Annotated in this window: 24 protein-coding genes; 9 read left to right on the forward strand and 15 right to left on the reverse strand. The window is 49.1% G+C overall.

Translation table 11 applies throughout. The annotated features are described in order from the left end of the window. The first annotated feature begins 37 nt into the window (after positions 1-37). Entirely contained in the window at positions 38-586 is a 549-nt protein-coding gene (locus H511_RS0112680) for a hypothetical protein (protein ID WP_027252626.1), read from the forward strand. 186 nt (positions 587-772) lie between these two features. Here H511_RS0112680 and sucD read toward each other — a convergent pair whose 3' ends face one another. The 8 genes from sucD to sdhC all read right to left on the reverse strand — a co-directional run bounded on the left by sucD (position 773) and on the right by sdhC (position 10,320). Then, positions 773-1,645, reverse strand: a complete 873-nt coding sequence (gene sucD, locus H511_RS0112685; RefSeq protein ID WP_027252627.1) for a succinate--CoA ligase subunit alpha — start codon at positions 1,643-1,645, stop codon at positions 773-775. A 2-nt stretch (positions 1,646-1,647) separates the two neighbouring features. Continuing rightward, the gene (gene sucC, locus H511_RS0112690) at positions 1,648-2,814 is read right to left on the reverse strand and encodes an ADP-forming succinate--CoA ligase subunit beta (protein ID WP_027252628.1); all 1,167 of its coding nucleotides are present in this window, start codon (positions 2,812-2,814) and stop codon (positions 1,648-1,650) included. 131 nt (positions 2,815-2,945) lie between these two features. Continuing rightward, positions 2,946-4,157: a 2-oxoglutarate dehydrogenase complex dihydrolipoyllysine-residue succinyltransferase gene (gene odhB, locus H511_RS0112695; protein WP_027252629.1), complete on the reverse strand. Its 1,212-nt coding sequence runs from the start codon at positions 4,155-4,157 to the stop codon at positions 2,946-2,948. Positions 4,158-4,189: 32 nt separating this feature from the next. Then, complete coding sequence (sucA, locus tag H511_RS0112700; protein WP_027252630.1) at positions 4,190-7,003, reverse strand: 2-oxoglutarate dehydrogenase E1 component; 2,814 nt, start codon at positions 7,001-7,003, stop codon at positions 4,190-4,192. A 101-nt stretch (positions 7,004-7,104) separates the two neighbouring features. After that, positions 7,105-7,818, reverse strand: a complete 714-nt coding sequence (locus H511_RS0112705) for a succinate dehydrogenase iron-sulfur subunit (protein WP_027252631.1) — start codon at positions 7,816-7,818, stop codon at positions 7,105-7,107. 13 nt (positions 7,819-7,831) lie between these two features. Next, positions 7,832-9,598: a succinate dehydrogenase flavoprotein subunit gene (gene sdhA, locus H511_RS0112710; protein ID WP_027252632.1), complete on the reverse strand. Its 1,767-nt coding sequence runs from the start codon at positions 9,596-9,598 to the stop codon at positions 7,832-7,834. Further along, entirely contained in the window at positions 9,599-9,946 is a 348-nt protein-coding gene (gene sdhD / locus H511_RS0112715; RefSeq protein ID WP_027252633.1) for a succinate dehydrogenase, hydrophobic membrane anchor protein, read from the reverse strand. Then, on the reverse strand, positions 9,940-10,320 hold the full coding sequence (gene sdhC / locus H511_RS0112720) for a succinate dehydrogenase cytochrome b556 subunit (RefSeq protein ID WP_027252634.1): 381 nt from the start codon (positions 10,318-10,320) through the stop codon (positions 9,940-9,942). The genes sdhD and sdhC overlap by 7 nt, the downstream gene beginning before the upstream one ends. A 417-nt stretch (positions 10,321-10,737) precedes the next feature. On the opposite strand from sdhC, the gene H511_RS0112725 reads away from it, so the two are divergent. Further along, positions 10,738-12,027, forward strand: a complete 1,290-nt coding sequence (locus H511_RS0112725; RefSeq protein WP_027252635.1) for a citrate synthase — start codon at positions 10,738-10,740, stop codon at positions 12,025-12,027. 82 nt (positions 12,028-12,109) lie between these two features. On the opposite strand, the gene H511_RS0112730 is transcribed toward H511_RS0112725, so the two are convergent. Then, positions 12,110-12,868 (reverse strand): Nif3-like dinuclear metal center hexameric protein, encoded by a 759-nt coding sequence (locus tag H511_RS0112730; RefSeq protein WP_027252636.1) that lies wholly within the window; start codon positions 12,866-12,868, stop codon positions 12,110-12,112. A 170-nt stretch (positions 12,869-13,038) separates the two neighbouring features. Beyond that, complete coding sequence (locus tag H511_RS0112740) at positions 13,039-13,245, reverse strand: DUF2517 family protein (RefSeq protein ID WP_027252637.1); 207 nt, start codon at positions 13,243-13,245, stop codon at positions 13,039-13,041. A 124-nt stretch (positions 13,246-13,369) separates the two neighbouring features. On the opposite strand from H511_RS0112740, the gene H511_RS23355 reads away from it, so the two are divergent. Next, positions 13,370-14,203, forward strand: a complete 834-nt coding sequence (locus tag H511_RS23355; protein ID WP_051288138.1) for a DUF1853 family protein — start codon at positions 13,370-13,372, stop codon at positions 14,201-14,203. A 77-nt stretch (positions 14,204-14,280) separates the two neighbouring features. Here H511_RS23355 and pgm read toward each other — a convergent pair whose 3' ends face one another. Together pgm and seqA are read right to left on the reverse strand one after the other, a co-directional pair. Then, positions 14,281-15,927 carry a phosphoglucomutase (alpha-D-glucose-1,6-bisphosphate-dependent) gene (gene pgm / locus H511_RS0112750; protein WP_027252638.1) on the reverse strand — a complete coding sequence of 549 codons (1,647 nt, stop codon included), beginning with the start codon at positions 15,925-15,927 and terminating at the stop codon, positions 14,281-14,283. A gap of 41 nt (positions 15,928-15,968) precedes the next feature. Beyond that, positions 15,969-16,511, reverse strand: a complete 543-nt coding sequence (gene seqA / locus H511_RS0112755; RefSeq protein ID WP_027252639.1) for a replication initiation negative regulator SeqA — start codon at positions 16,509-16,511, stop codon at positions 15,969-15,971. A gap of 101 nt (positions 16,512-16,612) precedes the next feature. Here seqA and H511_RS0112760 point away from each other — a divergent pair, with 101 nt between their 5' ends. The 3 genes from H511_RS0112760 (at position 16,613) to fldA (ending at position 18,417) form a co-directional block, all read left to right on the forward strand. Then, positions 16,613-17,392, forward strand: coding sequence for an alpha/beta fold hydrolase (locus H511_RS0112760; RefSeq protein ID WP_027252640.1), 780 nt, complete (start codon positions 16,613-16,615; stop codon positions 17,390-17,392). 65 nt (positions 17,393-17,457) lie between these two features. Then, positions 17,458-17,679 carry a DUF2788 domain-containing protein gene (locus tag H511_RS0112765; protein WP_027252641.1) on the forward strand — a complete coding sequence of 74 codons (222 nt, stop codon included), beginning with the start codon at positions 17,458-17,460 and terminating at the stop codon, positions 17,677-17,679. Between the two features lie 210 nt (positions 17,680-17,889). Beyond that, positions 17,890-18,417 (forward strand): flavodoxin FldA, encoded by a 528-nt coding sequence (gene fldA, locus H511_RS0112770; protein WP_027252642.1) that lies wholly within the window; start codon positions 17,890-17,892, stop codon positions 18,415-18,417. 41 nt (positions 18,418-18,458) lie between these two features. Here the strand turns inward: fldA and H511_RS0112775 are convergent, their stop codons facing one another. After that, entirely contained in the window at positions 18,459-18,977 is a 519-nt protein-coding gene (locus H511_RS0112775) for a DUF4442 domain-containing protein (protein WP_027252643.1), read from the reverse strand. Positions 18,978-19,179: 202 nt separating this feature from the next. Between H511_RS0112775 and fur the strand changes: the two genes are divergently transcribed. After that, positions 19,180-19,629: a ferric iron uptake transcriptional regulator gene (fur, locus tag H511_RS0112780; protein WP_027252644.1), complete on the forward strand. Its 450-nt coding sequence runs from the start codon at positions 19,180-19,182 to the stop codon at positions 19,627-19,629. A 77-nt stretch (positions 19,630-19,706) separates the two neighbouring features. Here the strand turns inward: fur and glnS are convergent, their stop codons facing one another. Together glnS and nagE are read right to left on the reverse strand one after the other, a co-directional pair. Next, the gene (glnS, locus tag H511_RS0112785; RefSeq protein ID WP_027252645.1) at positions 19,707-21,368 is read right to left on the reverse strand and encodes a glutamine--tRNA ligase; all 1,662 of its coding nucleotides are present in this window, start codon (positions 21,366-21,368) and stop codon (positions 19,707-19,709) included. A 169-nt stretch (positions 21,369-21,537) separates the two neighbouring features. Beyond that, complete coding sequence (gene nagE / locus H511_RS0112790) at positions 21,538-23,028, reverse strand: N-acetylglucosamine-specific PTS transporter subunit IIBC (protein WP_027252646.1); 1,491 nt, start codon at positions 23,026-23,028, stop codon at positions 21,538-21,540. A gap of 255 nt (positions 23,029-23,283) precedes the next feature. On the opposite strand from nagE, the gene nagB reads away from it, so the two are divergent. After that, positions 23,284-24,084 (forward strand): glucosamine-6-phosphate deaminase, encoded by an 801-nt coding sequence (gene nagB / locus H511_RS0112795; RefSeq protein ID WP_027252647.1) that lies wholly within the window; start codon positions 23,284-23,286, stop codon positions 24,082-24,084. Positions 24,085-24,100: 16 nt separating this feature from the next. Continuing rightward, the gene (nagA, locus tag H511_RS0112800; protein ID WP_027252648.1) at positions 24,101-25,237 is read left to right on the forward strand and encodes an N-acetylglucosamine-6-phosphate deacetylase; all 1,137 of its coding nucleotides are present in this window, start codon (positions 24,101-24,103) and stop codon (positions 25,235-25,237) included.

Consider the following 25,237-nt stretch of genomic DNA (forward strand, 5'->3'; position numbering starts at 1 on the left):
TGCTCCAATTCATTTTTTGTTCTTTGGATGAAGATTCATGCGTAAATCGTTTATCGCTGGCGCCCTGCTACTATCATGTGCTTCAGCCGCTCAAGCTAATTCAGCTAATACTATGAGCAACTTCAGCTACGACTATACAGAAGTGCGAATTGGCCTGAGCCCATTAACCTATGGTGCAGGTTTCAGCAAATCTATCCACCCGAATGCACATTTAACCGGTAGCATCGATTCTGAATTCGAAAGCGACTGGGATCTCGCTTTAGGTGTGGGCTTCCACGCACCTATCAACAACTGGGCAGATCTGACGGGTGAGCTTAAAGCGCGCAACATCAAGAACAAAGGCGAGTTTAACGACAGCACCGGCAAAACCGGTATGGAAATCAACCTGGGTGTTCGTCAGTGGTTAGGTCCGCAACTTGAAGTCGGTGCCAAGCTTGGCCACATTAACGTCCACCAAATCGAAGAAACGTTCGGTTCTGTTTATGGCCGTTTCCACGCCACTGAGCTGTTTTCAATCGGCGCTGAAGGTCGTTTCAATGATGTTTACGGCGATCAACTGTTACTGACCACCCGCTTCAAATACTAATCTGGTGCGTATAAGACATTGACAGAAGCCCGGCAGTCACGCCGGGCTTTTTTTATTTTACGCATATCACTCGCCATACCAGATCAGGTTTAACACCGGAGAAAAACCCATAAGCGGTGACCTGAGATAAAAAGAAGCCCGTCAGATGACGGGCTTCTTAATGCAGTCTTAGTCTGGCTTGTTCTGTTACCAGCCAGTAACTTCTCTCAGTGCTTTACCGATCTCAGCCAGGCTCTTAACGGTCTTCACGCCTGCCGATTCCAGTGCTGCGAACTTGTCTTCCGCAGTACCTTTACCACCAGAAATAATCGCACCGGCATGGCCCATACGCTTACCCGGAGGAGCCGTCACACCCGCAATATAGGAAACAACCGGTTTGGTGACATTCTCTTTGATGAAGGCTGCAGCTTCTTCTTCCGCAGTACCACCGATTTCACCAATCATCACGATCGCTTCAGTTTCCGGGTCTTCCTGGAACAGTTTCAGGATATCAATGAAGTTTGAACCTGGAATAGGGTCACCACCAATACCTACACAAGTAGACTGGCCGAAACCTTCATCTGTGGTTTGTTTTACGGCTTCATAAGTCAGCGTACCTGAACGTGAAACGATACCCACTTTACCTTTCTTGTGGATATGGCCAGGCATGATGCCGATCTTACATTCATCAGGTGTGATCACACCCGGGCAGTTAGGACCAATCATGCGGACGCCGGTTTCTTCCAGCTTCACTTTCACGTCGATCATATCTGTTGTCGGGATACCTTCTGTGATAGTAACGATCAGCTTGATACCCGCATCAATCGCTTCCAGAATGGCATCTTTACAAAATGGTGCCGGTACGTAGATAACAGAAGCTGTTGCACCTGTTGCTTTTACGGCTTCACGCACAGTATTGAACACTGGCAAACCCAGATGTGTTGTGCCGCCTTTACCCGGTGACACACCGCCAACCATTTGCGTACCGTATGCAATTGCCTGCTCAGAGTGGAAAGTACCCTGACCGCCAGTGAAACCCTGGCAGATGACTTTAGTGTCTTTATTAATTAGTACAGACATTCTTATTTGCCCTCCGCAGCAGCAACAACTTTCTGAGCTGCGTCGGTTAGCGACTCAGCTGCAATGATATCCAGACCTGACTTGGCCAGTACTTCGCGACCCAGGTCAGCGTTAGTACCTTCCAGACGAACCACAACCGGTACCGTCACGCCAACTTCTTTAACCGCACCGATGATACCTTCTGCAATCATGTCGCAACGAACGATACCACCGAAGATGTTAACCAGTACGGCTTTAACATTATCGTCAGACAGGATGATCTTGAATGCTTCTGCAACGCGCTCTTTGGTCGCACCGCCACCAACATCCAGGAAGTTTGCCGGCTTGCCGCCGTGCAGGTTTACTATGTCCATGGTCCCCATGGCCAGACCCGCACCGTTCACCATACAACCGACGTTACCGTCCAGAGCAACATAGTTCAGCTCCCATTGTGCTGCGTGAGCTTCACGTGCATCTTCCTGAGAAGCATCGTGCATATCACGCAGTTTTGGCTGGCGGTACATGGCGTTTGAATCGATGTTGATCTTACCGTCCAGACACAGCAGATTGCCTTCACCGGTGATCACAAGCGGGTTAATTTCCAGCAGAGCCAGATCATACTGGGCGAACATCTGGCCCAGACCCATGAAGATTTTCACGAACTGCTTAATCTGGTCGCCTTTCAGGCCCAGTTTAAATGCCAGTTCACGACCCTGATAAGCCTGTGGGCCAACCAGTGGATCGATAGCCGCTTTGTGGATCAGCTCTGGGGTTTCTTCAGCAACCTTCTCGATTTCCACACCACCTTCAGTCGATGCCATGAAAACGATACGGCGAGTACCACGGTCTACAACAGCACCCAGGTACAGTTCGTTGGCAATGTCAGAAGCTTCTTCAACCAGGATTTTGGTAACCGGCTGACCGTTTGCATCTGTCTGATAAGTTACCAGGTTTTTACCCAGCCACTTTTGTGCAAACTCTTTAAGACCTTCTTTGGTGTCATGCAGTTCTACGCCGCCCGCTTTACCGCGGCCACCAGCGTGAACCTGACATTTGATGACCCATTTGTCACCACCGATTTTGCTTGCTGCTTCCGCAGCCTCTTGTGGGGTATCACAAGCATAGCCTTCAGGAACTGGCAGGCCATACTCAGCAAAAAGTTGTTTTGCCTGATATTCGTGCAGATTCATTATGTTCTATCCGTTATCTAATCCCTGTGGGACGTGTTATATCCATTGAAATACTCTTGGGTATTCCTTCGTCAATCAATCTGGCTCAACAGCCGCCACCTCAGAACAGTGGCGGCTCGTTATGCGCAGTGTTACACGTCCAGAAGCAGACGTGTTGGGTCTTCAAGCAACTCTTTCACGGTTACCAGGTAGCCTACCGACTCTTTACCATCAATCAGACGGTGGTCGTAAGACAGCGCCAGATACATCATAGGCAGGATTTCAACCTTGCCATCAACGGCCATTGGGCGATCCTGGATCTTATGCATCCCCAGAATTGCACCCTGAGGCGGGTTGATAATCGGCGTAGACATCAGCGAGCCGAATACACCACCGTTAGTGATAGTGAAGTTACCGCCAGTCAGTTCATCAACAGTCAGCTTACCGTCACGGCCTTTGACAGCCAGTTCACGGATACCTTTTTCGATTTCAGCCAGGCTCAGCTTGTCACAATCACGCAGTACCGGGGTAACCAGACCACGAGGAGTCGACACGGCAATGCTGACATCGAAGAAGTTGTGGTAAACAACATCATCACCGTCAATAGATGCATTCACTTCCGGGAAACGCTTCAGCGCTTCAACAACTGCTTTGACGTAGAAAGACATAAAGCCCAGACGAATACCGTGACGCTCTTCAAAGATGCCCTGGTACTGCTTACGCAAGTCCATGATTGGCTTCATGTTCACTTCGTTGAAGGTCGTCAGCATCGCTGTACTGTTCTTCGCTTCCAGCAGACGCTCTGCAATACGCTTACGCAGGCGGGTCATAGGGACACGCTTTTCACTGCGGTGCGCCAGAGGAGCTTCTGCTTTCGCTTCAGCAACCGGGGCTGCAGATGCAGACTTGCCATTTTTCACGAACGCTTCTACGTCTTCGCGAGTGATACGGCCACCCACACCGCTGCCTTTCACAGCCGATGCATCAATACCGTGCTCGCTGATCAGACGACGTACCGCCGGGCTCAGCGCATCATTGGTCTCTTCAGCCAAAGAGGCAGTAGTGCGTTTATTTGGTGACGCTTCCGCACTGGCTGTCTTATCTTTGGTTGGCTCGCCGGCAACCGCGCCTGCTTTGATTTTACCCAGCAGCTGCTTGGTCAACACTGTGGTACCTTCTTCTTCAAAAATGGCTTCAAGAATACCATCTTCAGGTGCAGGTACTTCCAGCACTACTTTATCCGTTTCGATATCTACCAGAACTTCATCACGGCTTACCGCATCACCCGGTTTCTTGTGCCAGGTGGCTACGGTTGCGTCTGCTACTGATTCAGGTAAATCGGGAACCAGAATTTCGATTGTCATCTCAGTTTGTCCTTTTTGTTCCAGCTCTGGGTTTATTGTTCTGTGTTCAGCGCGTCATCAATCAACGCTTTCTGTTGTTTCAGGTGTACTGACATATAACCAACGGCAGGGGAAGCTGACGCAGGGCGACCGGCATAGGCCAGCTGCGCGCCGGCAGGCAGTGCAGCACGGAAATTATGCTGGCTGCTGTACCAGGCACCCTGGTTTTGCGGCTCTTCCTGACACCATGCGAAGTCAGTCACATGCTGATAATCAGCCAGTGCAGCTTCCACATCCTCTTTCGGGAATGGGTACAGCTGCTCAATTCGGATAATGGCGACATCCGTCTGCTCACGCTTGCGACGTTGTTCCAGCAGATCGTAATACACCTTACCTGAACACAGTACAACACGTTTCACTTGTTTCGGATCCAGCGCATCAATCTCACCGATGGCCGGCAGGAAATTACCTTCAGCCAGGTCGTCCATGGTGGACGTACACAGCGGATGACGCAGTAATGACTTAGGCGACATGACAATCAGAGGGCGGCGCATCGGGCGCAGAACCTGACGACGTATCATGTGATAAACCTGTGCCGGCGTTGAAGGAATCACAACCTGCATGTTTTGTTCAGCACACAACTGCAGGTAACGCTCCAGGCGCGCAGAAGAGTGCTCAGGGCCCTGACCTTCATAGCCATGCGGCAGCAGCATAGTCAGACCGCACATACGGCCCCACTTCTGCTCACCAGAGCTGATGAACTGATCAATCACAACCTGTGCACCGTTCGCAAAATCACCAAACTGAGCTTCCCAGATTGTCAGGCCACCCGGCTCTGCCGTCGCATAGCCATATTCAAAGGCCAATACGGCTTCTTCTGACAGCACAGAGTCGAAGACCTGGAACGGACCTTGTTTGTCATGAAGGTTAGCCAAAGGCATGTAAGTACTGGCATCCGCTTGGTTATGCAGTACCGCATGACGATGGAAGAAAGTACCCCGTCCGGAATCCTGACCGGTAATACGAATGCGGTGACCATCATCAACCAGTGTTGCATAGGCCAGCGTTTCGGCCATACCCCAGTCGACACCTTTCTCACCGGCGACCATAGACTGACGATCGCTGTACAGTTTCTGTACACGACTTTGCAGTTTGTGGCTTTCAGGATACTGACAAACCCGCTGACCCAGCTCATGCAGTCGCTGACGGCCAACTTTATGATCCCACTCTTTGGTCCAGTCGTGACCCAGGTACGGAGCCCAGTCCACTGAGTGCAGTTTCATCGGACGCCACTCTTTCACCACGCATTCGCCACGGTCAAGCGCATCACGGTATTCATTGACAAGTACAGTCGCTGTTTCAGCGTCTATGCTCTTCTCGTCAACCAGAATATCTGCGTAAATCTTGCGGGGAGTTGGGTGCTTTTTGATCTTTTGGTACATCAGTGGCTGAGTCGCACTCGGCTCATCCGCTTCGTTGTGACCATGACGGCGGTAACAGACCAGATCAATAACCACATCACGCTTAAATTCATTGCGGTAATCCAGCGCAAGACGAGTCACAAAAGCAACGGCTTCAGGATCATCGGCATTAACGTGGAAGATCGGCGACTGCACCATCTTAGCGATATCAGTACAGTACTGCGTTGAACGGGTATCCATCGGATTAGAGGTCGTGAAACCAATCTGGTTGTTCACCACAATGCGTACCGTACCACCAACGCGATAACCCCGTGACTGGGACATGTTGAAGGTTTCAGCCACAACCCCCTGACCCGCGATTGCTGAGTCACCATGAATAGTGATTGGCAGTACCATGGAACCGTCTTTGTCACCCAAGCGGTCCTGACGTGCACGGACAGAGCCGACAACGACCGGGTTAACGATTTCAAGGTGAGAGGGGTTAAAGGCAAGAGCCAGATGCACATCGCCGCCTGGTGTTGCGAAATCAGCAGAGAAACCCTGGTGGTATTTCACATCACCGGTTCCCCATGACTCGCCATGCTTGCCGGCAAATTCATCGAACAGATCCTGAGGCTTTTTACCCAGCACGTTCACCAGCATGTTCAGACGGCCACGGTGGGCCATTCCCACCACCACTTCACGGACACCGCTTTTTCCGGCTGCACGAATCAGCTCTTTCATCATAGGAATAAGCGCATCACCGCCTTCCAGTGAGAAACGTTTTGCCCCTGGGAATTTCGCCCCCAGGTAGCGTTCCAGACCTTCCGCTGCAGTCAGTTCATCCAAAAACGTCTGCTTTTCTTCCTGAGTGAACGTGCCTTTACCGACAACTGATTCCAGACGCTGCTGAATCCAGCGCTTTTCTTCCGTATCAGTAATGTGCATGTACTCAGCACCAATTGAGCCACAATAGGTGTTTTTCAATGCCTCATAGATCTCAGAAAGCTTCATTGTCTCTTTGCCGACGGCAAATGAACCGACATTGAAGCTTTGGTCAAAATCTTCCGCTGTGAGATTATGAAACGCAGGGTCCAGGTCCGGAACACGTTCCTGCTGCCATAATCCCAGCGGGTCCAGGTTTGCATGCTGATGACCACGGAAACGGTATGCGTTGATAAGCTGCAGTACCTTAACCTGTTTGGCATCAACATCAGGATCGCTGACGTTAGCACTTAAAAAGGTCGTCTCTTTCGCTAAACGCCGGAAGTAATCACGAACACGCGAATGCGGCTGCTCAACGGCAACACCATTCACAACAGGCAGTTCACTAAAAACGTGACGCCATTCTTCGTCAACTAATTCTGGGTCGCTTAGATACAACTCGTAGAGGTCTTCTACGTAAGTTGCGTTGGCGCCAGCCAGATGTGAAGACTCAAGCCAAGCCTTCATAACGCCGTTCTGCATTTTTTTCCCTTAACCACTTGTTATCGCCACTTGCACCGGTTGTTAGGCCGGGCTAAAAAGCCAGCAAATTACTCTGCTGGCATATCGATAATTCTATAAATTTATACCGAACGTTTAAGCAACATAGATCGGATATTGCCGATCGCTTTCGTCGGGTTGAGCCCTTTCGGACAGACACTGACACAGTTCATGATACTGTGGCAGCGGAACACGCTAAATGCATCATCAAGATCGGATAAACGCTCTTCAGTTGCCGTGTCACGACTGTCGATTAACCAACGGTATGCTGCCAGCAGGCCCGCAGGACCGATAAACTTGTCCGGGTTCCACCAGAATGACGGACATGAGGTCGAGCAACAGGCACACATAATGCACTCGTACAGGCCGTCAAGATGCGCACGCTCTTCCGGTGACTGCAGGTTTTCCCGCGCAGGCGGGTGCTCACTGTCATTGATCAGGAACGGCTTCACCTTGGCATAGTTAGTGTAGAACTGCTCCATATCAATGATAAGGTCACGAATGACAGGCAAACCCGGCAACGGACGAATCACAATCGTTTTCTGATTCATCAACGCTGATAATGGAGTGATACAGGCCAAGCCATTCTTACCATTCATGTTGATACCATCGGAACCGCACACACCCTCACGGCATGAACGGCGGAAAGACAGCGACGGGTCCTGCTCTTTAAGCAAAATCAGGGCATCCAGAACCATCATGTCGGAGCCTTCCGGCACTTCCAGCGTATACCCTTTCATGTGCGGCGCGTTATCTACATCAGGGTTATAACGGTAAATCGAAAAATTCAGTTTCATGTTGTTACCTCCCTTAGTAAGTCCGCGCTTTAGGCGGGAATGCGTCACGATGTACGGGTGTCATATTTACATCACGCTTAGACATCTGCTCTGTCTCCGGGTTGTAAATAGAGTGACACAGCCAGTTTTCATCATCACGCTCTGGGAAGTCGAAACGGGCGTGAGCACCACGGCTTTCAGTGCGGTAGTTAGCCGCTACCGCCGTTGCATAGGCGGTTTCCATCAGGTTATCCAGTTCCAGGCACTCGATACGCTGTGTGTTGAATTCGCTGGATGTGTCATCCAGACGTGCTTCTTTCAAACGCTCGCGGATTTCTTTCAGCTGGCTCAGGCCTTCAGCCATGGCTTCGCCTTCACGGAATACCGAGAAGTTGTTTTGCATGCAAGATTGCAGATCTTTACGGATTTGTACCGGATCTTCACCTTTTTGCGTGCTGTTCCAACGGTTCAGACGAGTCAGAGAAGCTTCGATGTCTGATTCTGTTGCCGGACGCGCTTCTGCCTGAGCCGCTAAGGTTTCACCCAGATGCAAGCCGGTCGCACGACCAAACACCACAAGGTCAAGCAGGGAGTTACCGCCCAGGCGGTTTGCACCATGTACAGAAACGGAAGCAATTTCACCACAGGCAAACAGACCCTGGACTTCTTCGTCCTGGCCATTTGCGTTTTGCTTAATCGCTTGTCCGGAAACCTGAGTCGGTACACCGCCCATCATGTAGTGACAGGTTGGAATCACCGGAATCGGCTCTTTCACCGGATCGACGTGCGCAAAGGTACGTGACAACTCAAGAATGCCTGGCAAACGCGATTCCAGAACATCTTTACCCAGGTGATCCAGTTTCAGTTTGATGTGCGGTCCCCACGGGCCATCGCAACCGCGGCCTTCGCGGATTTCCACCATCATGGAACGGGCAACAACGTCACGACCCGCCAGGTCTTTCGCGTTGGGTGCATAACGCTCCATGAAACGCTCACCGTCTTTGTTCAGCAGGTAACCACCTTCACCACGACAGCCTTCTGTTACCAGTACACCGGCACCGGCGATACCGGTTGGGTGGAACTGCCACATTTCGATATCCTGCATGGGGACACCCGCACGCAGCGCCATACCGACACCGTCACCGGTGTTAATGTGTGCGTTAGTGGTTGACTGGTAGATACGGCCGGCACCACCTGTTGCCAGAATTGTGGCCTTGGATTTGAAGTAACAGACTTCACCGGTTTCCATGCACAGCGCGGTACAGCCCAGAATGGCACCGTCCTGGTTTTTCACCAGATCCAGCGCATACCACTCGGAGAAAATCGTCGTCTTATGCTTAACATTTTGCTGGTACAGCGTGTGCAGCAGGGCGTGACCGGTACGGTCTGCCGCGGCGGCTGTACGCGCGGCCTGTTCGCCACCGAACTCTTTCGACTGGCCACCAAACGGGCGCTGATAAATACGACCATTTTCAAAACGGGAAAAAGGCAGACCCATTTTTTCAAGTTCAATGACTGACTGCGGGCCATTTTTACACATGTATTCGATGGCATTCTGGTCACCGATATAGTCCGACCCTTTTACCGTGTCGTACATGTGCCATTCCCAGTTATCCGGATGCGAGTTACCTAACGCAACTGTGATACCGCCCTGCGCAGATACGGTGTGAGAACGGGTAGGGAACACTTTAGACAGCAAAGCACATTTCAGGCCCTGCTCAGAAATTTGTAGTGCAGCACGCATACCTGCACCACCAGCGCCGATTACTACGGCATCAAACTCTCGAACTGCAATGCTCACTTACGCACCCCACACAATAAAGAAACCAGATAACAGATAAACAAAAAGCACAGCGACAATTGCAAACATTAATCCTGCACGTAAAAAGGCAGGTTTAATGTAGTCAGTCAGTACCTGCCACATTCCGATCCAACCGTGAATCAGAACAGAGGCCAACGCCAGCATAGTAAAGACTTTTGTGCTTAGTTTTGAAAAGAACGCTGTCCAGGTTTCAAAATTCAGCTCAGGGCCAAAAGCGAAAAAGCACACCATATAAATGGTGTAAAGAGTGAGGATAATTGCGGTTGCACGAATCAGAATAAAGTCGTGAACACCATTACGTCCAATGGATGAAACGTTGCTTACCATACCAGGCCTCCTGCAAACACAGACAGAACCGCCACAATTGCAAAACTGATTTTCGCACTTGTGGTGCCAGATTCCAGCTCTTCAAAGTATCCCATATCCATGATCAGGTGACGGATACCCAAAACAATGTGATAGAAGAGTGCTGTCAGCACACCCCAGAGGATAAATTTGACAAAGAAGCTGTCTACGATGTCAGCGGCCTCAGCAAATCCTTGGGGAGAGGAAAGAGACAGGTTCAGTAGCCACAGCAGGATGGCAAGGGAAACAAATGTAATCACGCCCGATACACGGTGCAGGATTGACGAAATCGCAGTCAGCGGAAAGCGTATCGTCTGTAGGTCGAGGTTGACAGGTCTTGGCTTGTTAACTTTCACGGTCTTTGCCCACTCAGCTCCATAGAAGCGTTTTATTTTTATAAAACCTCCGGTATGCGTACGCCAAAACAAGCGCAACAAAGGCACAACAACTATGCTACATTTACATAGCACAAGTGTATGTACAGCAAAGCAAAAGTCGTTTCAGCTAAGTAGCTAATATTACTAATAACTTTATCATTGTTTCTGGCGATGGCAGAACCAGAGACCTGCGGCCGAGTATACGCCTCGCAACAATCAATTACAAACCCCGTTACATGACCTCTAACACGGTTTGAGATATTGACCCGCTTTTACTTAAAGTTATTAACAAGCGCACACTCCCGATAAGAGGAATTGACAACACCATGACCGAGCTGTACAAAGACGGCACATCCGATTTCGGATTAGGATTATAAAATAACAAAGGAGATTGTTATGGCAGACAAGAAAGCTACTCTTCATATTGAAGGGAAAGCACCGGTCGAACTGCCGATTCTCGGGGGCTCACTAGGTCCGGAAGTACTGGATGTTCGTAAACTCGGCGCATCTGGCTATTTCACTTTCGACCCAGGTTTCTTAGCTACTGCATCATGTGAATCTCAAATTACTTTCATTGATGGTGCGAAAGGTGTGCTGCTTCACCGTGGCTATCCGATCGACCAATTAGCTAATAACGCTGATTATTTAGAAGTCTGTTACATTCTGCTGTACGGCGAAGTTCCTACCCGCGCCCAGTACGAGCAATTCCGCAAAACTGTAACCCGCCATACTATGGTGCATGAGCAAATCGCAAGTTTCTTCCACGGTTTCCGTCGCGATGCTCACCCAATGGCTGTAATGTGTGGTGTTGTCGGTGCGCTGGCAGCCTTCTACCATGATTCACTGGACATCAATAACGACGAGCACCGCGAAATCACTGCATTCCGCCTGCTGTCAAAAATGCCGACTCTGGCTTCAATGTGCTACAAATACTCGATTGGTCAGCCGTTTATCTACCCTCGTAACGATCTGGATTACGCTGAAAACTTCCTGCACATGATGTTTGCAACACCGTGTGAAGAGTATGAAGTCAGTCCTGTTGTTGCCCGAGCCATGGATAAAATCTTTACCCTGCACGCCGATCATGAGCAGAATGCGTCGACGTCAACTGTTCGTCTGGCAGGTTCTTCAGGTGCTAACCCGTTTGCGTGTATTGCCGCTGGTATCGCTTCACTTTGGGGCCCTGCTCACGGCGGTGCCAATGAAGCCTGTCTGCGCATGCTCGAAGAGATTGGCAGCGTGGAGAATATCCCAGAGTTCATCGAACGTGCCAAAGACAAAGATGATCCGTTCCGTCTGATGGGCTTCGGTCACCGTGTGTATAAAAACTATGACCCACGTGCAACCGTGATGCGTGAAGCATGCCATGAAGTTCTGCAAGAACTGAAAATCAGTGATCCGTTACTGGATGTCGCGATGGAACTGGAACGCATTGCCCTGTCTGATGAGTACTTTGTTGAGAAGAAACTGTACCCGAACGTAGACTTCTACTCAGGTATCATTCTGAAAGCTATCGGTATCCCAATTTCTATGTTTACCGTAATCTTTGCAATGTCTCGTACCATCGGCTGGATCGCACACTGGAATGAAATGCACAGTGATCCTAACAACCGTATCGGTCGTCCGCGTCAGCTGTATACCGGTCATCAGCAACGTGATTTCCAACCACTTCACGAACGTGAGTGATTGTGAATGATTGGTAGTTTGCTAATGTAAAACAAAAAGGTTGGGCTGATGCTCAACCTTTTTTGATTGGATCATCCGTGACCTACACCGGATTATCAATATCCACAAAGGTGACATCAAAATGATGCTCATCGGCCAGCCATTCACCCAGCGCTTCAACACCGTACCTCTCGGTCGCATGATGTCCCGCGCTGAAGAAATGAATACCCTGCTCCCGCGCCGTATGTACCGTCCGCTCTGACACCTCACCCGTGATATAGGCATCCAGCCCCTGCGCAACCGCGAGATCGATAAAATCCTGACCGCCGCCGGTACACCAGCCCACTGTTTTGATCAGATCAGGTCCGCCCTCGCCGATATGTAAGGGTTTGCGATGGAGCACCTTCTCAATACGGGCAGCGAGCTGCTCGCCGCTAAGCGCCGTCGGAAATTCGCCGTACACCGCAACAGGATGCGCATTGCCAGGCTCCAGCCCGCCCAGATGCTTTATACCTAATTGATCGGCAAGCTGGGCATTATTTCCCAGCTCCGGATGGACATCCAGAGGCAAATGATAGGCATAGAGATTAATGCCATTTTCGATCAATGCTTTAATCCGTCGGTATTTCATCCCGCGAATTTCCGAAGGTTCATTTTTCCAAAAGTAACCGTGATGGACCAGCAAAGCATCGGCTTTCATTTCAATGGCTTGATCAATTAATGCCTGACAAGCAGTCACACCGGTGACAATTTTTTGTACCTCGCTGCGGCCTTCAACTTGCAGACCATTCGGACAGTAATCTCTGATTAAGTGCGGGCTCAGTAGTGTGTTTAACAATGATTCGAGTTTGAGGTTGTTCATGCTTGCTTCCTTTTGAGCTGTTACTGGTATTTTAACCAACTCAGGAGCAACAGAACCAGCAGGAACGAAAAAGCGGTCGCATAAAGCGAGTAAGAAGCCACAAAAAATGCTGCCAAAGGCAGCATTTCATCTGTGATACCATACCAGTAAGCTAATCATTGACAACAGATTCAATACAGCTCTTGTGCACCTTGCTCAGAGTGCTGCAGCCAAACTGGCTTGGTACTGGTTTTCAACCAGACTTTATGCAGGTAACTATAGACACGTGATTTTACAGACGTAGGCATAAATACCATAACCGGAAAACTCAGCACGCCTGCAATCACAACGCAGGTACGGCGCACAATGATTTGTTGAGTAGATAAAGGGGTGAACATGATAGCCTCCTGAGCAACCAACTGGTCATACCTCTATACTTTAGCGCATTTTTGAAATTTTACTACTTTTTATTTGAGATTTTGTTGTTAAAAACAAGTTAAACGCAGATTAAGACTTAATTTAATGAATGATATCAACGAAAATGTAACAAAAGAACACAATGATAACATCAGGCATTTTCGCCATGTGCTGGATATGCCGGTACTGACACAAGGCGTAGACTACCAGGTCAATGATGCGTGGCTGGGCAGGTTCCGAGACAGAGCCGTCATTCCGGCCAAAGCGCAATACGAAGGTAACCAAAGGCTCGGTTTTTATTACCAGTGGCTGTGGCAGCAGCTCATCACTCACCACCCTGATTTTGACCTTGTCGGAGAAGAAATACAGCTGCACGAAGCAAAACGCACACTGGGTGCCATTGATTTTCTGGTGTTCAATAAACAATCTCAGCAATTAGAACACTGGGAAGTCGCCATTAAGTTTTATCTGGCTTATCAACAGCGATGGCTGGGACCAAACTCAGCAGATAATCTGGATAATAAGATCAACAAAATGGTTCAGCACCAGTTGGCAATGACTCAGCATCAGGCTTATAAAGAGCAGTATGCCAAGTTGCTGGGTCAGCCATCCTGTCAGCGACTGATTGTACAGGGGAGACTTTTCGATCACTTCCGGAATCAAGAATCAGGCTCCGCCTTACCCATCAACCCTGATGTCAATAAAGGGCTTTGGTGTTTCCAGAGTCAGGCAGAAGAATTATCGTTAAAAATCCTCACCAAGAGAGACTGGTTAACCCCGCCCTGTTATTCATCAATACCAGCTCTGATGGCACCTTCGGCTATCACGGTTCCGACTCAGGGTGTTGCTGAAGACAATCAGGTATGGTTCATTGTTCCTGACCACTGGCCCCTTCACAATCGCGACAGGCAAAAGCATTCTCGGCAGTCCGCTCCGTAGCCGTTCAGGAGCCAAACCATGGGCATGGGTAATAAAAAACCCGCAGCAAAGGCTACGGGTTATCAAACGGATATAACTTACAGACCCGCGTTCGAAAAGACGTCACTGACAATCTTCTGTGCTTCATCTTCTATCTGGCGAAGATGCGCTTCGCCTTTGAAGCTTTCACAGTAGATCTTGTAAATCTCTTCCGTTCCTGAAGGCCGCGCCGTGAACCAGCCATTCTCAGTGGTAATTTTCAACCCACCGATGGCAGCACCATTACCTGGTGCATGGGTCAAACGGGCCGTAATGGTATCACCAGCCAAGGTATCAGCCTTCACCATTTCAGGAGACAGCTGACTCAACACGGCTTTTTGCGCGCTGTTTGCCACGGCCTGCAACCGGCTGTAGCGGCACTCACCATGCTTTTCAGTCAGGGCCTGATAATATTGTTGCGGGTTCATGCCTGTCACCGCAGTAATTTCTGCCGCTAACAAACAGAGCAAAATACCGTCTTTATCGGTTGACCAGGGAGTACCGTCTTTGCGCAGAAAGGATGCACCCGCACTTTCTTCACCGCCAAAGCCAAGCTCACCACTGTACAGGCCATCAACAAACCACTTGAAACCCACCGGTACTTCACGCAGTTCACGACCCAGATCAGCCACAACGCGGTCAATGATCGCACTGGAAACCAGTGTTTTGCCCACGGCTACCTTGTCATTCCAGTCAGGGCGATGACGGTACAAATAGTCGATGCACACCGCAAGGAAATGGTTAGGATTCATCAGCCCGGCCGGCGTCACAATACCGTGGCGGTCAAAATCAGGGTCATTACCAAAAGCCAGGTCATAGTTGTCTTTATGTGCCAGCAAGCCCGCCATGGCATAAGGTGACGAGCAATCCATCCGCACCACGCCATCTTTGTCCAGGCTCATAAAGCGGAACGCCGGATCCACCGACTCATCAACCAGAGTTAAGTCCAGATTATAGTGACGCCCAATTTCGCGCCAGTATGCGATCCCGGAACCGCCCAAAGGGTCAACAGCCAGCTTCAGGTTGGCTTTTTGAATCGCAGCCATGTCGATGACATTCACAAGATCAGCCACATATGGCTTGACTAAATCCTGCTCCGTCACGAAATGGCTGGACAAAGCCTCAGAAACACTCACCCGCTTCACTGACGTTAAACCTTCGGCAATCAGCTGATTGGCCCGGTTTTCAATGGCTGTGGTAATGGCCCCTTCAGCCGGCCCACCATGAGGCGGGTTATATTTAATGCCACCATCCTGCGGAGGATTATGTGAAGGCGTAATCACAATGCCGTCAGCCTTCTCAGCATGGCAAAGGTTAAATGTCAGAATGGCATGAGAAATACCCGGCGTGGGTGTGTAACCCTGCGCCGCCTGCAGTACCACACTAACGCCATTGGCCACCAGCACTTGCAGGGCAGAAAGCAGCGCCGGTTCAGACAAAGCATGCGTGTCCTTCCCCAAAAACAGCGGTCCGGTAACACCTTGCTCGCGGCGAACATCGGCAACAGCCTGAGCGATTGCCCAGATATGATGTTGATTGAAGGTTCCCTTATCGGCACAGCCACGATGGCCGGAGGTGCCAAACGCAACACGCTGGGCAACATTGGATGCATCGGGTTCAATCAGAAAATAATTGGCCACAAGAGCCGGAATGTTATGCATGTCTTCTTGCCGGGCTCGCTGCCCGGCACGAGGATGGATCGCCATCAACATATCCTTGTACGTCAATAAAGCCGCATCAGCGACAGTTAAATTTCACCGCAAACTTTTTCTACAATATCTTGTGTGAACTGCATTTTTTGCATCAGCTGTTCAACCATCTGGCGTTTACGGTCGGTATTCGTATTGGTGATCACCCAAAAAGGCGTTTCAGGAATGGCTTTCGGTTTAGTCGTCTTGCCGCTGTTCAACAGCTTTTCTTCACTGTCAGCGAAATAAATGCGGGTCCGGCCTTTAATCGCCGTCGCATCAGTGAAAGCCTGAGGATCGATACGATAGAGCGTCGACAGTACCAGCATAAAGCGGCCAATAGCTCTTTCCTGACCAGCAAACTCATCAGAAATCAGCAGCGAGCGCATGGCTTTGGTCCTGTCTTCCGACTGCGGCAGATTACCAGCGTCTTTGCTAACCACAATGCCTTGCGCAGCTTTAGGGCGTGCTGGCATGACAGGTTGACTATTGGAGTCCTCCAGCAATAAGCGGCGCAGAATATCTGACGCACTTTCACCAATGTGCTGGGTCTGGCTGGCAATATAACGATACAGCTCTTCGTCTACCTCAATAGTTTTCATCGTAGTGTTCATTATCGTTCCGTTAAAAAATCACCGTGAGATTATAACGTGAAGCGAAGGTATACTCTACGGCAAAGCGTTAACAACAAGAGAAATAGTCTGTGAATCTTCATTATCAAATACAGGGTCAAGGCCAGACGGTCGTCCTTATTCATGGCTTATTTGGCAGTGCGGACAATCTCGGCCTGCTCGCCAGAGTGCTCAAAGAACAGTATCAAGTCATTAGTCTTGATCTGCGTAACCACGGCCGCTCCCCGCATAGTGAGCACTTCACTTATTCAGACATGGCGCAAGATGTGGTTGATGTGATCAATCAACTCGAGATCCAAGCTTTCAGTGTGATTGGCCATTCCATGGGCGGTAAAGTGGCAATGGCCATGACCGAACTGGCTGGAGAGCGGATCGAAAACCTGATTGTGCTGGACATGGCACCCGTGGCTTACCAGGCCCACCGTCACCAAAATGTGTTCGCTGGCCTTAAAGCGGTCAGCAACCAGACGGTCACCAGCCGAAAAGAGGCCGAACAGTATTTATCGCAGCATGTTATGGAACCCGGTGTGCGCCAGTTTCTGCTCAAGTCTCTGTATAAAGAACAAGAATTCTTCCAGTGGCGGTTCAATGTCGATGCACTCATTAATAACTACAGCACCATCATGGGCTGGTCTGCTGTGCCGCCCTTTCCTGGCCGCACTTTATTCATTAAAGGTCAGGATTCAGAATACATTTTACCTGAGCACCGCGAACACATTGCCAGCCAGTTCCCGCACGCCAAGGCCCATATGGTCGCCAATACAGGCCACTGGCTTCATGCGGAGAAGCCAGAAACCGTTAACCGTATCATTCTCAGTTTTTTAGAGAAGGATACACAGCCTAACAATTAACACGCACTACTCTCTGTGCTATAGTGCGCGCCGGATGCAAGTGTGATCTTGCGAAGGAGAAACAGATGTTATACGAGCACATGGACCTGCTGGAATCAGTCGGACTTGATTTATTGTTCGCTGCCATCTTCTTTTTCATCGGTATGGCGATCAAAGATGTCCTCAAGCAAGGCAATGTGCCGCCATTTGGTCGAAAAATCGTCTGGCTGGTCTTGTTTTTAGGGTGCTTTGGATTCATATCGAAAGGTGTGATTCAGATGACAATGGAAGGCGTGGGGATAGGATAATATCCGCTGACGCCTGCTACCTGGCTCAGAAAGCGTAATGAGAAGCCTAATGATAAAGGTTTTTCTCCCCTAACTGACGCCACAGTCACCGACAAATGTTATTATCAGGCATACAGTCAGCGCTAGAATTAACTGGCAGCCTGTTCAATTTATGTACATCGCCAGCCTGTCAGTTGGCGGTCAACAACTAAAACACGGGTAATCTCTACTATGGCGAGTGTAGGACTCTTCTTTGGTAGCGACACAGGTAACACAGAAGCCGTCGCTAAAATGATCCAAAAGCAACTGGGTAAAAATCTGGTTGAAGTCAAAGACATTGCTAAGAGCAGCAAAGAAGACATTGAAAATTTCGACCTGTTACTGCTGGGTATCCCGACCTGGTATTACGGCGAAGCACAGTGCGATTGGGACGATTTCTTCCCTGAACTGGAAGGCATTGATTTCGAAAACAAGCTGGTCGCTATTTTCGGCTGTGGTGATCAGGAAGATTACGCCGAGTATTTCTGCGACGCCATGGGCACAGTGCGTGATATCGTTGAAGGCCGCGGCGCCATCATCGTTGGTCACTTCCCAACCGAAAGCTATGAATTTGAAGCATCAAAAGCATTGGTAGATGACGAACATTTTGTTGGTCTGTGTATCGATGAAGACCGTCAGCCTGAGTTGACTGACGAGCGCGTCGAGAAATGGGTTAAGCAAATTTACGAAGAAATGTGTCTGGCTGAACTGGCTGACTAATCTTACCGCTAGCTGCTAAAAACGCGCCGAGGCGCGTTTTTTTATTGCTCACTGACGCACTCACCGGAACGGTTTTGGCCTTCTTCTGGCTCAACATTCCGGTACTGTGGCTTCTTACGTACATAAAGCACGCGCTTCACCTGAGCAACCACCTCACCTTTGCTGTCAGAAACATTGACGACAAACTCAGGAAAATATTTATCGCCGCTGGCTGTGGAACGCTTTATGTCCTCAAGGCACTGATCTGAAATAGTAAACACCGCTTTCAGATCTGTCTGACCTGGTTTGAGAAAGTTCACTTCGGCTTGCTTATCCCAGACAAAATATTCTTTTCCGAGGATACCCATCAGCATCAAAGCATAAACAGGATCGGTCAGTGAAAAAATACTGCCGCCATATTGAGTCCTGTTGGCATTTTTATTCCACCACCTTAATTTCAGGCAAATTTCCACATGCCGGAAATCCTCACTGATATGCAGGATTCGAATGCCTGCCCCCCAGAAAGGTGGCCAGATATTGAGTGCAAATTTTACGATACGCGGCTTATAGAACTTATTCACACCTACACGTCCTTATGATCTGGTACGATGAGTATAGTCTGACTTTTTAACATTTATATCAGCCGAATAAAAGTCACAACTTTCCTAGACCCATTAAGCATTAAGGTTTATTGTTGTGCTGTCGTCACTTATAATGAACAGATATGAGAAAGACTACCGTAACCTTCCATTTTCCTGTTACGGCTAGCCAAAGGAAACTCGAATGTCAGATAACAACCAAGCACTTAAACAAGCAGGATTAAAAGTCACACTTCCGCGGCTGAAAATTTTGGAAGTACTTCAGGATCCTGAGTGCCAACATATCAGTGCCGAAGATTTGTACAAAAAGTTGATCGATATTGGTGAAGAGATTGGCCTGGCCACTGTTTACCGAGTGCTGAACCAATTTGATGATGCCGGGATTGTCACCCGTCACCACTTTGAAGGTGGTAAGTCAGTATTTGAACTGTCTACCCAGCACCATCACGATCATCTTGTTTGCCTGGACTGTGGCAAAGTCATTGAATTTTCTGATGATATCATTGAAGATCGTCAGAAGCAGGTTGCCGAACGCTATAACATACGTCTGACCAACCACAGCCTTTATCTGTACGGTCACTGCACTGCCGGTGATTGTAATAAAGATGAAAGCCTGCACAACGAAAATAAATAATCACGGTTACATCAATAAAAAAACCAGCCATCCGGCTGGTTTTTTTATATCAGGGCAACAATCACAGTCTGAGTCTGTCAGTCTGCAATTTTTGCCCACGAATCACGCAGACCCACGGTACGGTTGAACACTAAGTGATCAGCCGATGAATCTTTGTTATCCGCACAGAAATAACCCATGCGTTCAAACTGGAATGCATGCTCAGGTTCTGCCGCTGCCAGGCTCGGTTCAACAAAACCATTCATCACGATCAGTGAATCCGGGTTAATTGTCGATGCAAAATCCTCTGCTGCACCTGGGTTGGGAACAGTGAACAAACGATCATACAGACGAATTTCAGCAGGCAGTGCCTTTTCTGCTGACACCCAGTGAATCACGCCTTTCACTTTACGACCATCTGCAGGGTTTTTACCCAGCGTATCCGCATCATAAGTACAGAAAATAGTGGTAATCTTGCCGTCGGCATCTTTCTCGACCCGCTCGGCTTTAATGACATACGCACCGCGTAAACGCACTTCTTTACCCAAGACTAAACGCTTGTACTTTTTGTTGCCTTCTTCACGAAAATCTTCACGCTCAATGTACAGCTCACGGCTGAATGGCACATCACGCTCACCCATTTCTGGTTTATTAGGATGATTGCCCACTTTGAGGATTTCCGTATCACCAAAGTTTTCAATCACTAACTTCACCGGATCCAGAACAGCCATGGCCCGAGGTGCATTCTCATTCAAATCGTCACGGATACACGATTCCAGAGAACTCATCTCAATGGTATTGTCCTGCTTGGTGACACCAATACGCTTACAGAACTCACGAATAGAAGCAGCCGTAAAGCCACGACGACGTAAGCCTGAAATTGTCGGCATGCGAGGATCATCCCAGCCTGAAACCAGCTGTTCTGTCACCAGCTGGTTCAGCTTGCGCTTGGACATCACTGTATATTCCAGATTCAGACGGCTGAATTCATACTGACGAGGCTGAGAGTCAATAGTGATGTTATCCAGCACCCAATCATACAGACGGCGGTTGTCCTGGAATTCCAGGGTACACAGCGAGTGCGTAATACCTTCCAGCGCATCAGAAATACAGTGGGTGAAATCGTACATCGGATAGATGCACCACTTGTCACCTGTTTGATGGTGAGTCGCAAAGCGAACGCGGTACAGCACAGGATCACGCATAACCATAAAAGGTGATGCCATATCAATCTTGGCCCGAAGCGACATTTTGCCTTCTTCGACTTCGCCATTTTTCATTTTCTCGAACTGCGCCAGATTCTCGGCCACAGGACGGTCACGATACGGACTTGGTTTACCCGGCTCTGTCAGCGTACCGCGATACTCGCGCATTTCTTCTGGTGTGAGTTCATCAACATACGCCAGGCCTTTGTTGATCAGTTCCAAAGCGTAGCCATACAGCTGATCGAAGTAGTTAGATGAGTAGCAAATCTCACCGCTCCACTCAAAGCCCAGCCAGTTTACGTCTTTCTTAATCGACTCTACGTATTCGATGTCTTCTTTTTCTGGGTTTGTGTCATCAAAACGCAGATTACATTGTCCCTGGTAATCCTGAGCAATACCAAAGTTCAGGCAGATAGACTTCGCATGACCGATATGCAGGTAACCATTCGGCTCAGGCGGAAAACGTGTGTGGACGCTGGTGTGCTTACCACTGGCTAAATCCGCATCAATAATCTGGCGGATAAAATTGCTTGGACGAGCTTCAGATTCACTCATCAATTACACCTCGTGCGCTAAAAGGATCTTCGAACCTGTTATGATCCACAAATACAGGTCATGACTCAACAATTAGTGTGTATTGAATCATGATTAGGGCAAAAAAAAAGCCGACCCTGACGGGCCGGCCTCACTTTCAGTTATCTTTCGCTATCAGATTAACTGTCTATTATGGCAGTTTGACTGCAGACAGGTCTTCTGAGGCCGGGATTTTCTTCATCTCACCGGCAACGATCTCAGCCAGTGGACCAAGAATAACCTGCAGGTTATTTGAACCTAATTTCACCACACCCATTGCACCCAGTGCTTTCAGTGTTTTCTCGTCAGCCAGACTGCTGTCTTTCAGCGTCAGACGCAGACGAGTGATACAGGCATCAATATTTTCCAGGTTGCCGTGACCGCCCAGGGCTTTCAGATATTGTTTTGCCAGTTCACCGGTTTCCTGAGAACCAGAAGCCAGTACTTCATCTGCATCAGTATCTTCACGACCAGGCGTCTTCAGGTTGAACTTCACGATAGCGAAGCGGAAGATCGCATAGTAAATCGCGAAGAATACCAGACCCTGAACAATCAGCATGTACCATTGAGTTGCCAGCGGGTTACGTGACTGCAGTACCATATCGACTAAACCAGCTGAGAAGCCGAAACCGGAAATCCACTGCATGCTGGCTGCGATGTATACAGAGATACCGGTCAGTACGGCATGAACCACATACAGTGCTGGTGCCAGGAACATGAAGGCAAATTCCAGAGGCTCAGTTACACCTGTGAAGAATGAAGCGAAGGCAGCGGCAATCATGATAGACGCGACTTTCTCTTTATTCTCAGATTTAGCGGTGTGGTACATCGCCAGTGCCGCACCAGGCAGACCGAACATCATAATAGGGAAGAAACCACCCATGTAGATACCTGTCTGGCCAGGTACAGCTACACCGTCAGCAATAGACTTAGCACCGCCAAGGAAGTTCGGTAGGTCATTGATACCCGCAACATCGAACCAGAACACTGAGTTCAGCGCGTGGTGCAAACCAACAGGGATCAGCAAGCGGTTGAAGAAGGCATAGATACCCGCGCCCACATCGCCCAGGCCCTGAATACCTTCACCGAAGTGAACCAGACCGCCATAAACGTGAGGCCATACAAACATCAGAATGAAAGCCAGCACAATACCCGCGATGGATGTCAGGATAGGCACCAGACGCTTACCGCTGAAGAAAGCCAGTGCCTTGTGCAGTTCAACCGTTGAGTAGCGGTTATAAAGCTCAGCCGAGACAATACCTACCAGAATACCGACGAACTGGTTTTCAATTTTACCGAATGCTGCAGGAACAGCACTTGGGTCGATACCCTGAATTTGAGCAACGGCCGCTGGAGAACAAAGAGTGGTGACAACAAGATAGCCAACGAAACCGGATAATGCTGCGGCACCATCTTTATCTTTTGACATACCGTATGCGACACCGACAGCAAACAGTACAGACATGTTGTCGATAATAGCGCCACCGGCTTTGATCAGGAAAGCTGCCAGTGCACTGTTGGCACCCCAGCCGTTCGGATCAATCCAGTAACCTATACCCATGAGTATTGCGGCGGCAGGCAACGTGGCGACCGGCACCATCAAAGCCTTACCTACTTTCTGAAAATATCCAAGAATATTCACCCTTAGTTCCCCCTATGGTTTTCTTAGATGCGGTTGAGATAACTTATTTTAGCTACCCGATTAAGTAAGTTGCAGTGTATGCCTTTAATTTCGCCCCGCAAATTAAAACCTTATCATTTGTGATCCCAATCACCAGCATTTGGCGGGTTTGAGCGATTTTGCTAGCCCGGTCATAAAACTTATTTTATTATTCGAAAGAAAGGCGATATACCGCTAAAATTCTCAAGTATTCTTTTCAAGCTACGAGGTGTTACCGTGAGACTTATCCCACTGAACAACGCGAACGAAGTTGGTTTGTGGTCAGCACGCTATATTGTTGATCGTATTAACAAATTTAAGCCAACCGCAGACCGTCCATTCGTACTAGGTCTGCCTACCGGCGGTACCCCTCTGACCACCTACAAGCGTCTGATTGAGCTTTATAATGCAGGCGAAGTAAGTTTCAGGCATGTGGTGACATTCAACATGGATGAGTACGTTGGCCTATCCGCAGACCATCCGGAATCCTACCGCAGCTTCATGTTTAACAACTTCTTTAACCACATTGATATTCAGGAAGAAAATATCAATCTGCTGAACGGTAACACGGACGATCACCAGGCAGAATGTAAGCGTTATGAAGATAAGATTAAATCATTCGGCAAAATCCATCTATTCATGGGTGGTGTTGGCAACGACGGGCACATTGCGTTTAATGAACCGGCTTCTTCACTGGCCTCCCGTACACGTATCAAAACCCTGACCGAAGATACCCGTATCGCCAACTCCCGATTCTTTGATGGTGATATCACACAAGTGCCTAAATACGCACTGACTATCGGTGTTGGCACGCTGCTGGACGCAGAAGAAGTGATGATTCTGGTTACCGGCCATAACAAAGCCCAGGCACTTGAAGCAGCCGTTGAAGGTTGCGTCAACCATCTGTGGACTGTCTCTGCGCTGCAATTGCATCCGAAATCACTGATTGTGTGCGATGCTCCTGCCACACAGGAACTGAAAGTGAAAACCGTTCGCTATTTCCAGGAACTGGAAGCAGAAAACATCAAACACCTTTAACCGATAGGAAGTGTTCATGTACGCGCTGACCAACTGCCGCATTTTTACAGGTAGCGATGTGCTGGATAACCACGCTGTTATTATTGACGGAGTGAACATTCACGCTGTATGTCCTGAGGCAGAGCTACCTGCTGATATGCCCACTCAGGACCTTGACGGAGCAAACCTGTCTCCTGGCTTCATCGACCTTCAGCTTAATGGCTGTGGTGGAGTGATGTTTAATGACGATATCACTGCAGACACCATACAGACCATGCATCTGGCAAACCTGAAATCAGGTTGTACGAGTTTTTTGCCCACGCTCATCACCTCTTCTGATGAGGATATGAAAGCTGCGATAGCTGCAGCGCGTGATTACCAAAAGCACTACCAAAACCAGTCTCTGGGTTTGCACCTGGAAGGTCCCTATCTCAATGTCATGAAAAAAGGCATCCACAGTGTTGAGCATATCCGGCGCTCAGATGAGGCCATGATTGCTACACTTTGCGAGAATGCTGACATCATCACTAAGGTGACACTGGCACCGGAGCAAACCCCGGCAGAGCACATTGAGCGACTGGCAGAGGCAGGTATTGTGGTATCTGCAGGACACACCAATGCAACCTACGCAGAAGCGCGAAGAGGATTTGCGGCCGGCGTTACCTTTGCCACCCATCTGTTCAATGCCATGACCCCCATTGCTGGCCGCGAGCCTGGTATGGTGGGAGCCATCTATGATACGCCTGAGGTGTACACAGGTATCATCGCCGATGGCTTTCATGTTGACTATGCCAATATTCGTATAGCCCACAGAATTAAAAAGGAAAAATTAATTCTGGTTACAGATGCAACAGCACCGGCAGGAGCAGACATAGATCACTTTATTTTTGTCGGTAAGAAAGTATATTACCGCGATGGTAAGTGTGTTGATGAAAACGGCACACTCGGCGGTTCAGCCCTGACGATGATTGAAGCTGTTCAAAACAGTGTTGAACATGTAGGTATTGCCCTGGACGAAGCGATTCGCATGGCCACCCTGTACCCTGCCCGTGCCATAGGTATGGATAAGACACTGGGGGCTATCAAAAAAGGCATGGTGGCTAACCTGGCAATTTTTGATCGTGATTTCCGTGTCCGGGCGACAGTGGTTAACGGAAAATACGAGCAAACATAA

Source organism: Photobacterium halotolerans DSM 18316 (genome assembly GCF_000425165.1).
Lineage (GTDB): Bacteria > Pseudomonadota > Gammaproteobacteria > Enterobacterales > Vibrionaceae > Photobacterium > Photobacterium halotolerans.

What these genes read in the sequence shown, in the direction of transcription:
- H511_RS0112680 (WP_027252626.1), top strand. Translation starts at nt 38, where the DNA reads ATGCGTAAATCGTTTATCGCTGGCGCCCTGCTACTATCATGTGCTTCA.
- sucD (WP_027252627.1), bottom strand. Translation starts at nt 1,645, where the DNA reads ATGTCTGTACTAATTAATAAAGACACTAAAGTCATCTGCCAGGGTTTC.
- sucC (WP_027252628.1), bottom strand. Translation starts at nt 2,814, where the DNA reads ATGAATCTGCACGAATATCAGGCAAAACAACTTTTTGCTGAGTATGGC.
- odhB (WP_027252629.1), bottom strand. Translation starts at nt 4,157, where the DNA reads ATGACAATCGAAATTCTGGTTCCCGATTTACCTGAATCAGTAGCAGAC.
- sucA (WP_027252630.1), bottom strand. Translation starts at nt 7,003, where the DNA reads ATGCAGAACGGCGTTATGAAGGCTTGGCTTGAGTCTTCACATCTGGCT.
- H511_RS0112705 (WP_027252631.1), bottom strand. Translation starts at nt 7,818, where the DNA reads ATGAAACTGAATTTTTCGATTTACCGTTATAACCCTGATGTAGATAAC.
- sdhD (WP_027252633.1), bottom strand. Translation starts at nt 9,946, where the DNA reads ATGGTAAGCAACGTTTCATCCATTGGACGTAATGGTGTTCACGACTTT.
- H511_RS0112725 (WP_027252635.1), top strand. Translation starts at nt 10,738, where the DNA reads ATGGCAGACAAGAAAGCTACTCTTCATATTGAAGGGAAAGCACCGGTC.
- H511_RS0112730 (WP_027252636.1), bottom strand. Translation starts at nt 12,868, where the DNA reads ATGAACAACCTCAAACTCGAATCATTGTTAAACACACTACTGAGCCCG.
- H511_RS0112740 (WP_027252637.1), bottom strand. Translation starts at nt 13,245, where the DNA reads ATGTTCACCCCTTTATCTACTCAACAAATCATTGTGCGCCGTACCTGC.
- H511_RS23355 (WP_051288138.1), top strand. Translation starts at nt 13,370, where the DNA reads ATGAATGATATCAACGAAAATGTAACAAAAGAACACAATGATAACATC.
- pgm (WP_027252638.1), bottom strand. Translation starts at nt 15,927, where the DNA reads ATGGCGATCCATCCTCGTGCCGGGCAGCGAGCCCGGCAAGAAGACATG.
- seqA (WP_027252639.1), bottom strand. Translation starts at nt 16,511, where the DNA reads ATGAAAACTATTGAGGTAGACGAAGAGCTGTATCGTTATATTGCCAGC.
- H511_RS0112765 (WP_027252641.1), top strand. Translation starts at nt 17,458, where the DNA reads ATGTTATACGAGCACATGGACCTGCTGGAATCAGTCGGACTTGATTTA.
- fldA (WP_027252642.1), top strand. Translation starts at nt 17,890, where the DNA reads ATGGCGAGTGTAGGACTCTTCTTTGGTAGCGACACAGGTAACACAGAA.
- fur (WP_027252644.1), top strand. Translation starts at nt 19,180, where the DNA reads ATGTCAGATAACAACCAAGCACTTAAACAAGCAGGATTAAAAGTCACA.
- glnS (WP_027252645.1), bottom strand. Translation starts at nt 21,368, where the DNA reads ATGAGTGAATCTGAAGCTCGTCCAAGCAATTTTATCCGCCAGATTATT.
- nagA (WP_027252648.1), top strand. Translation starts at nt 24,101, where the DNA reads ATGTACGCGCTGACCAACTGCCGCATTTTTACAGGTAGCGATGTGCTG.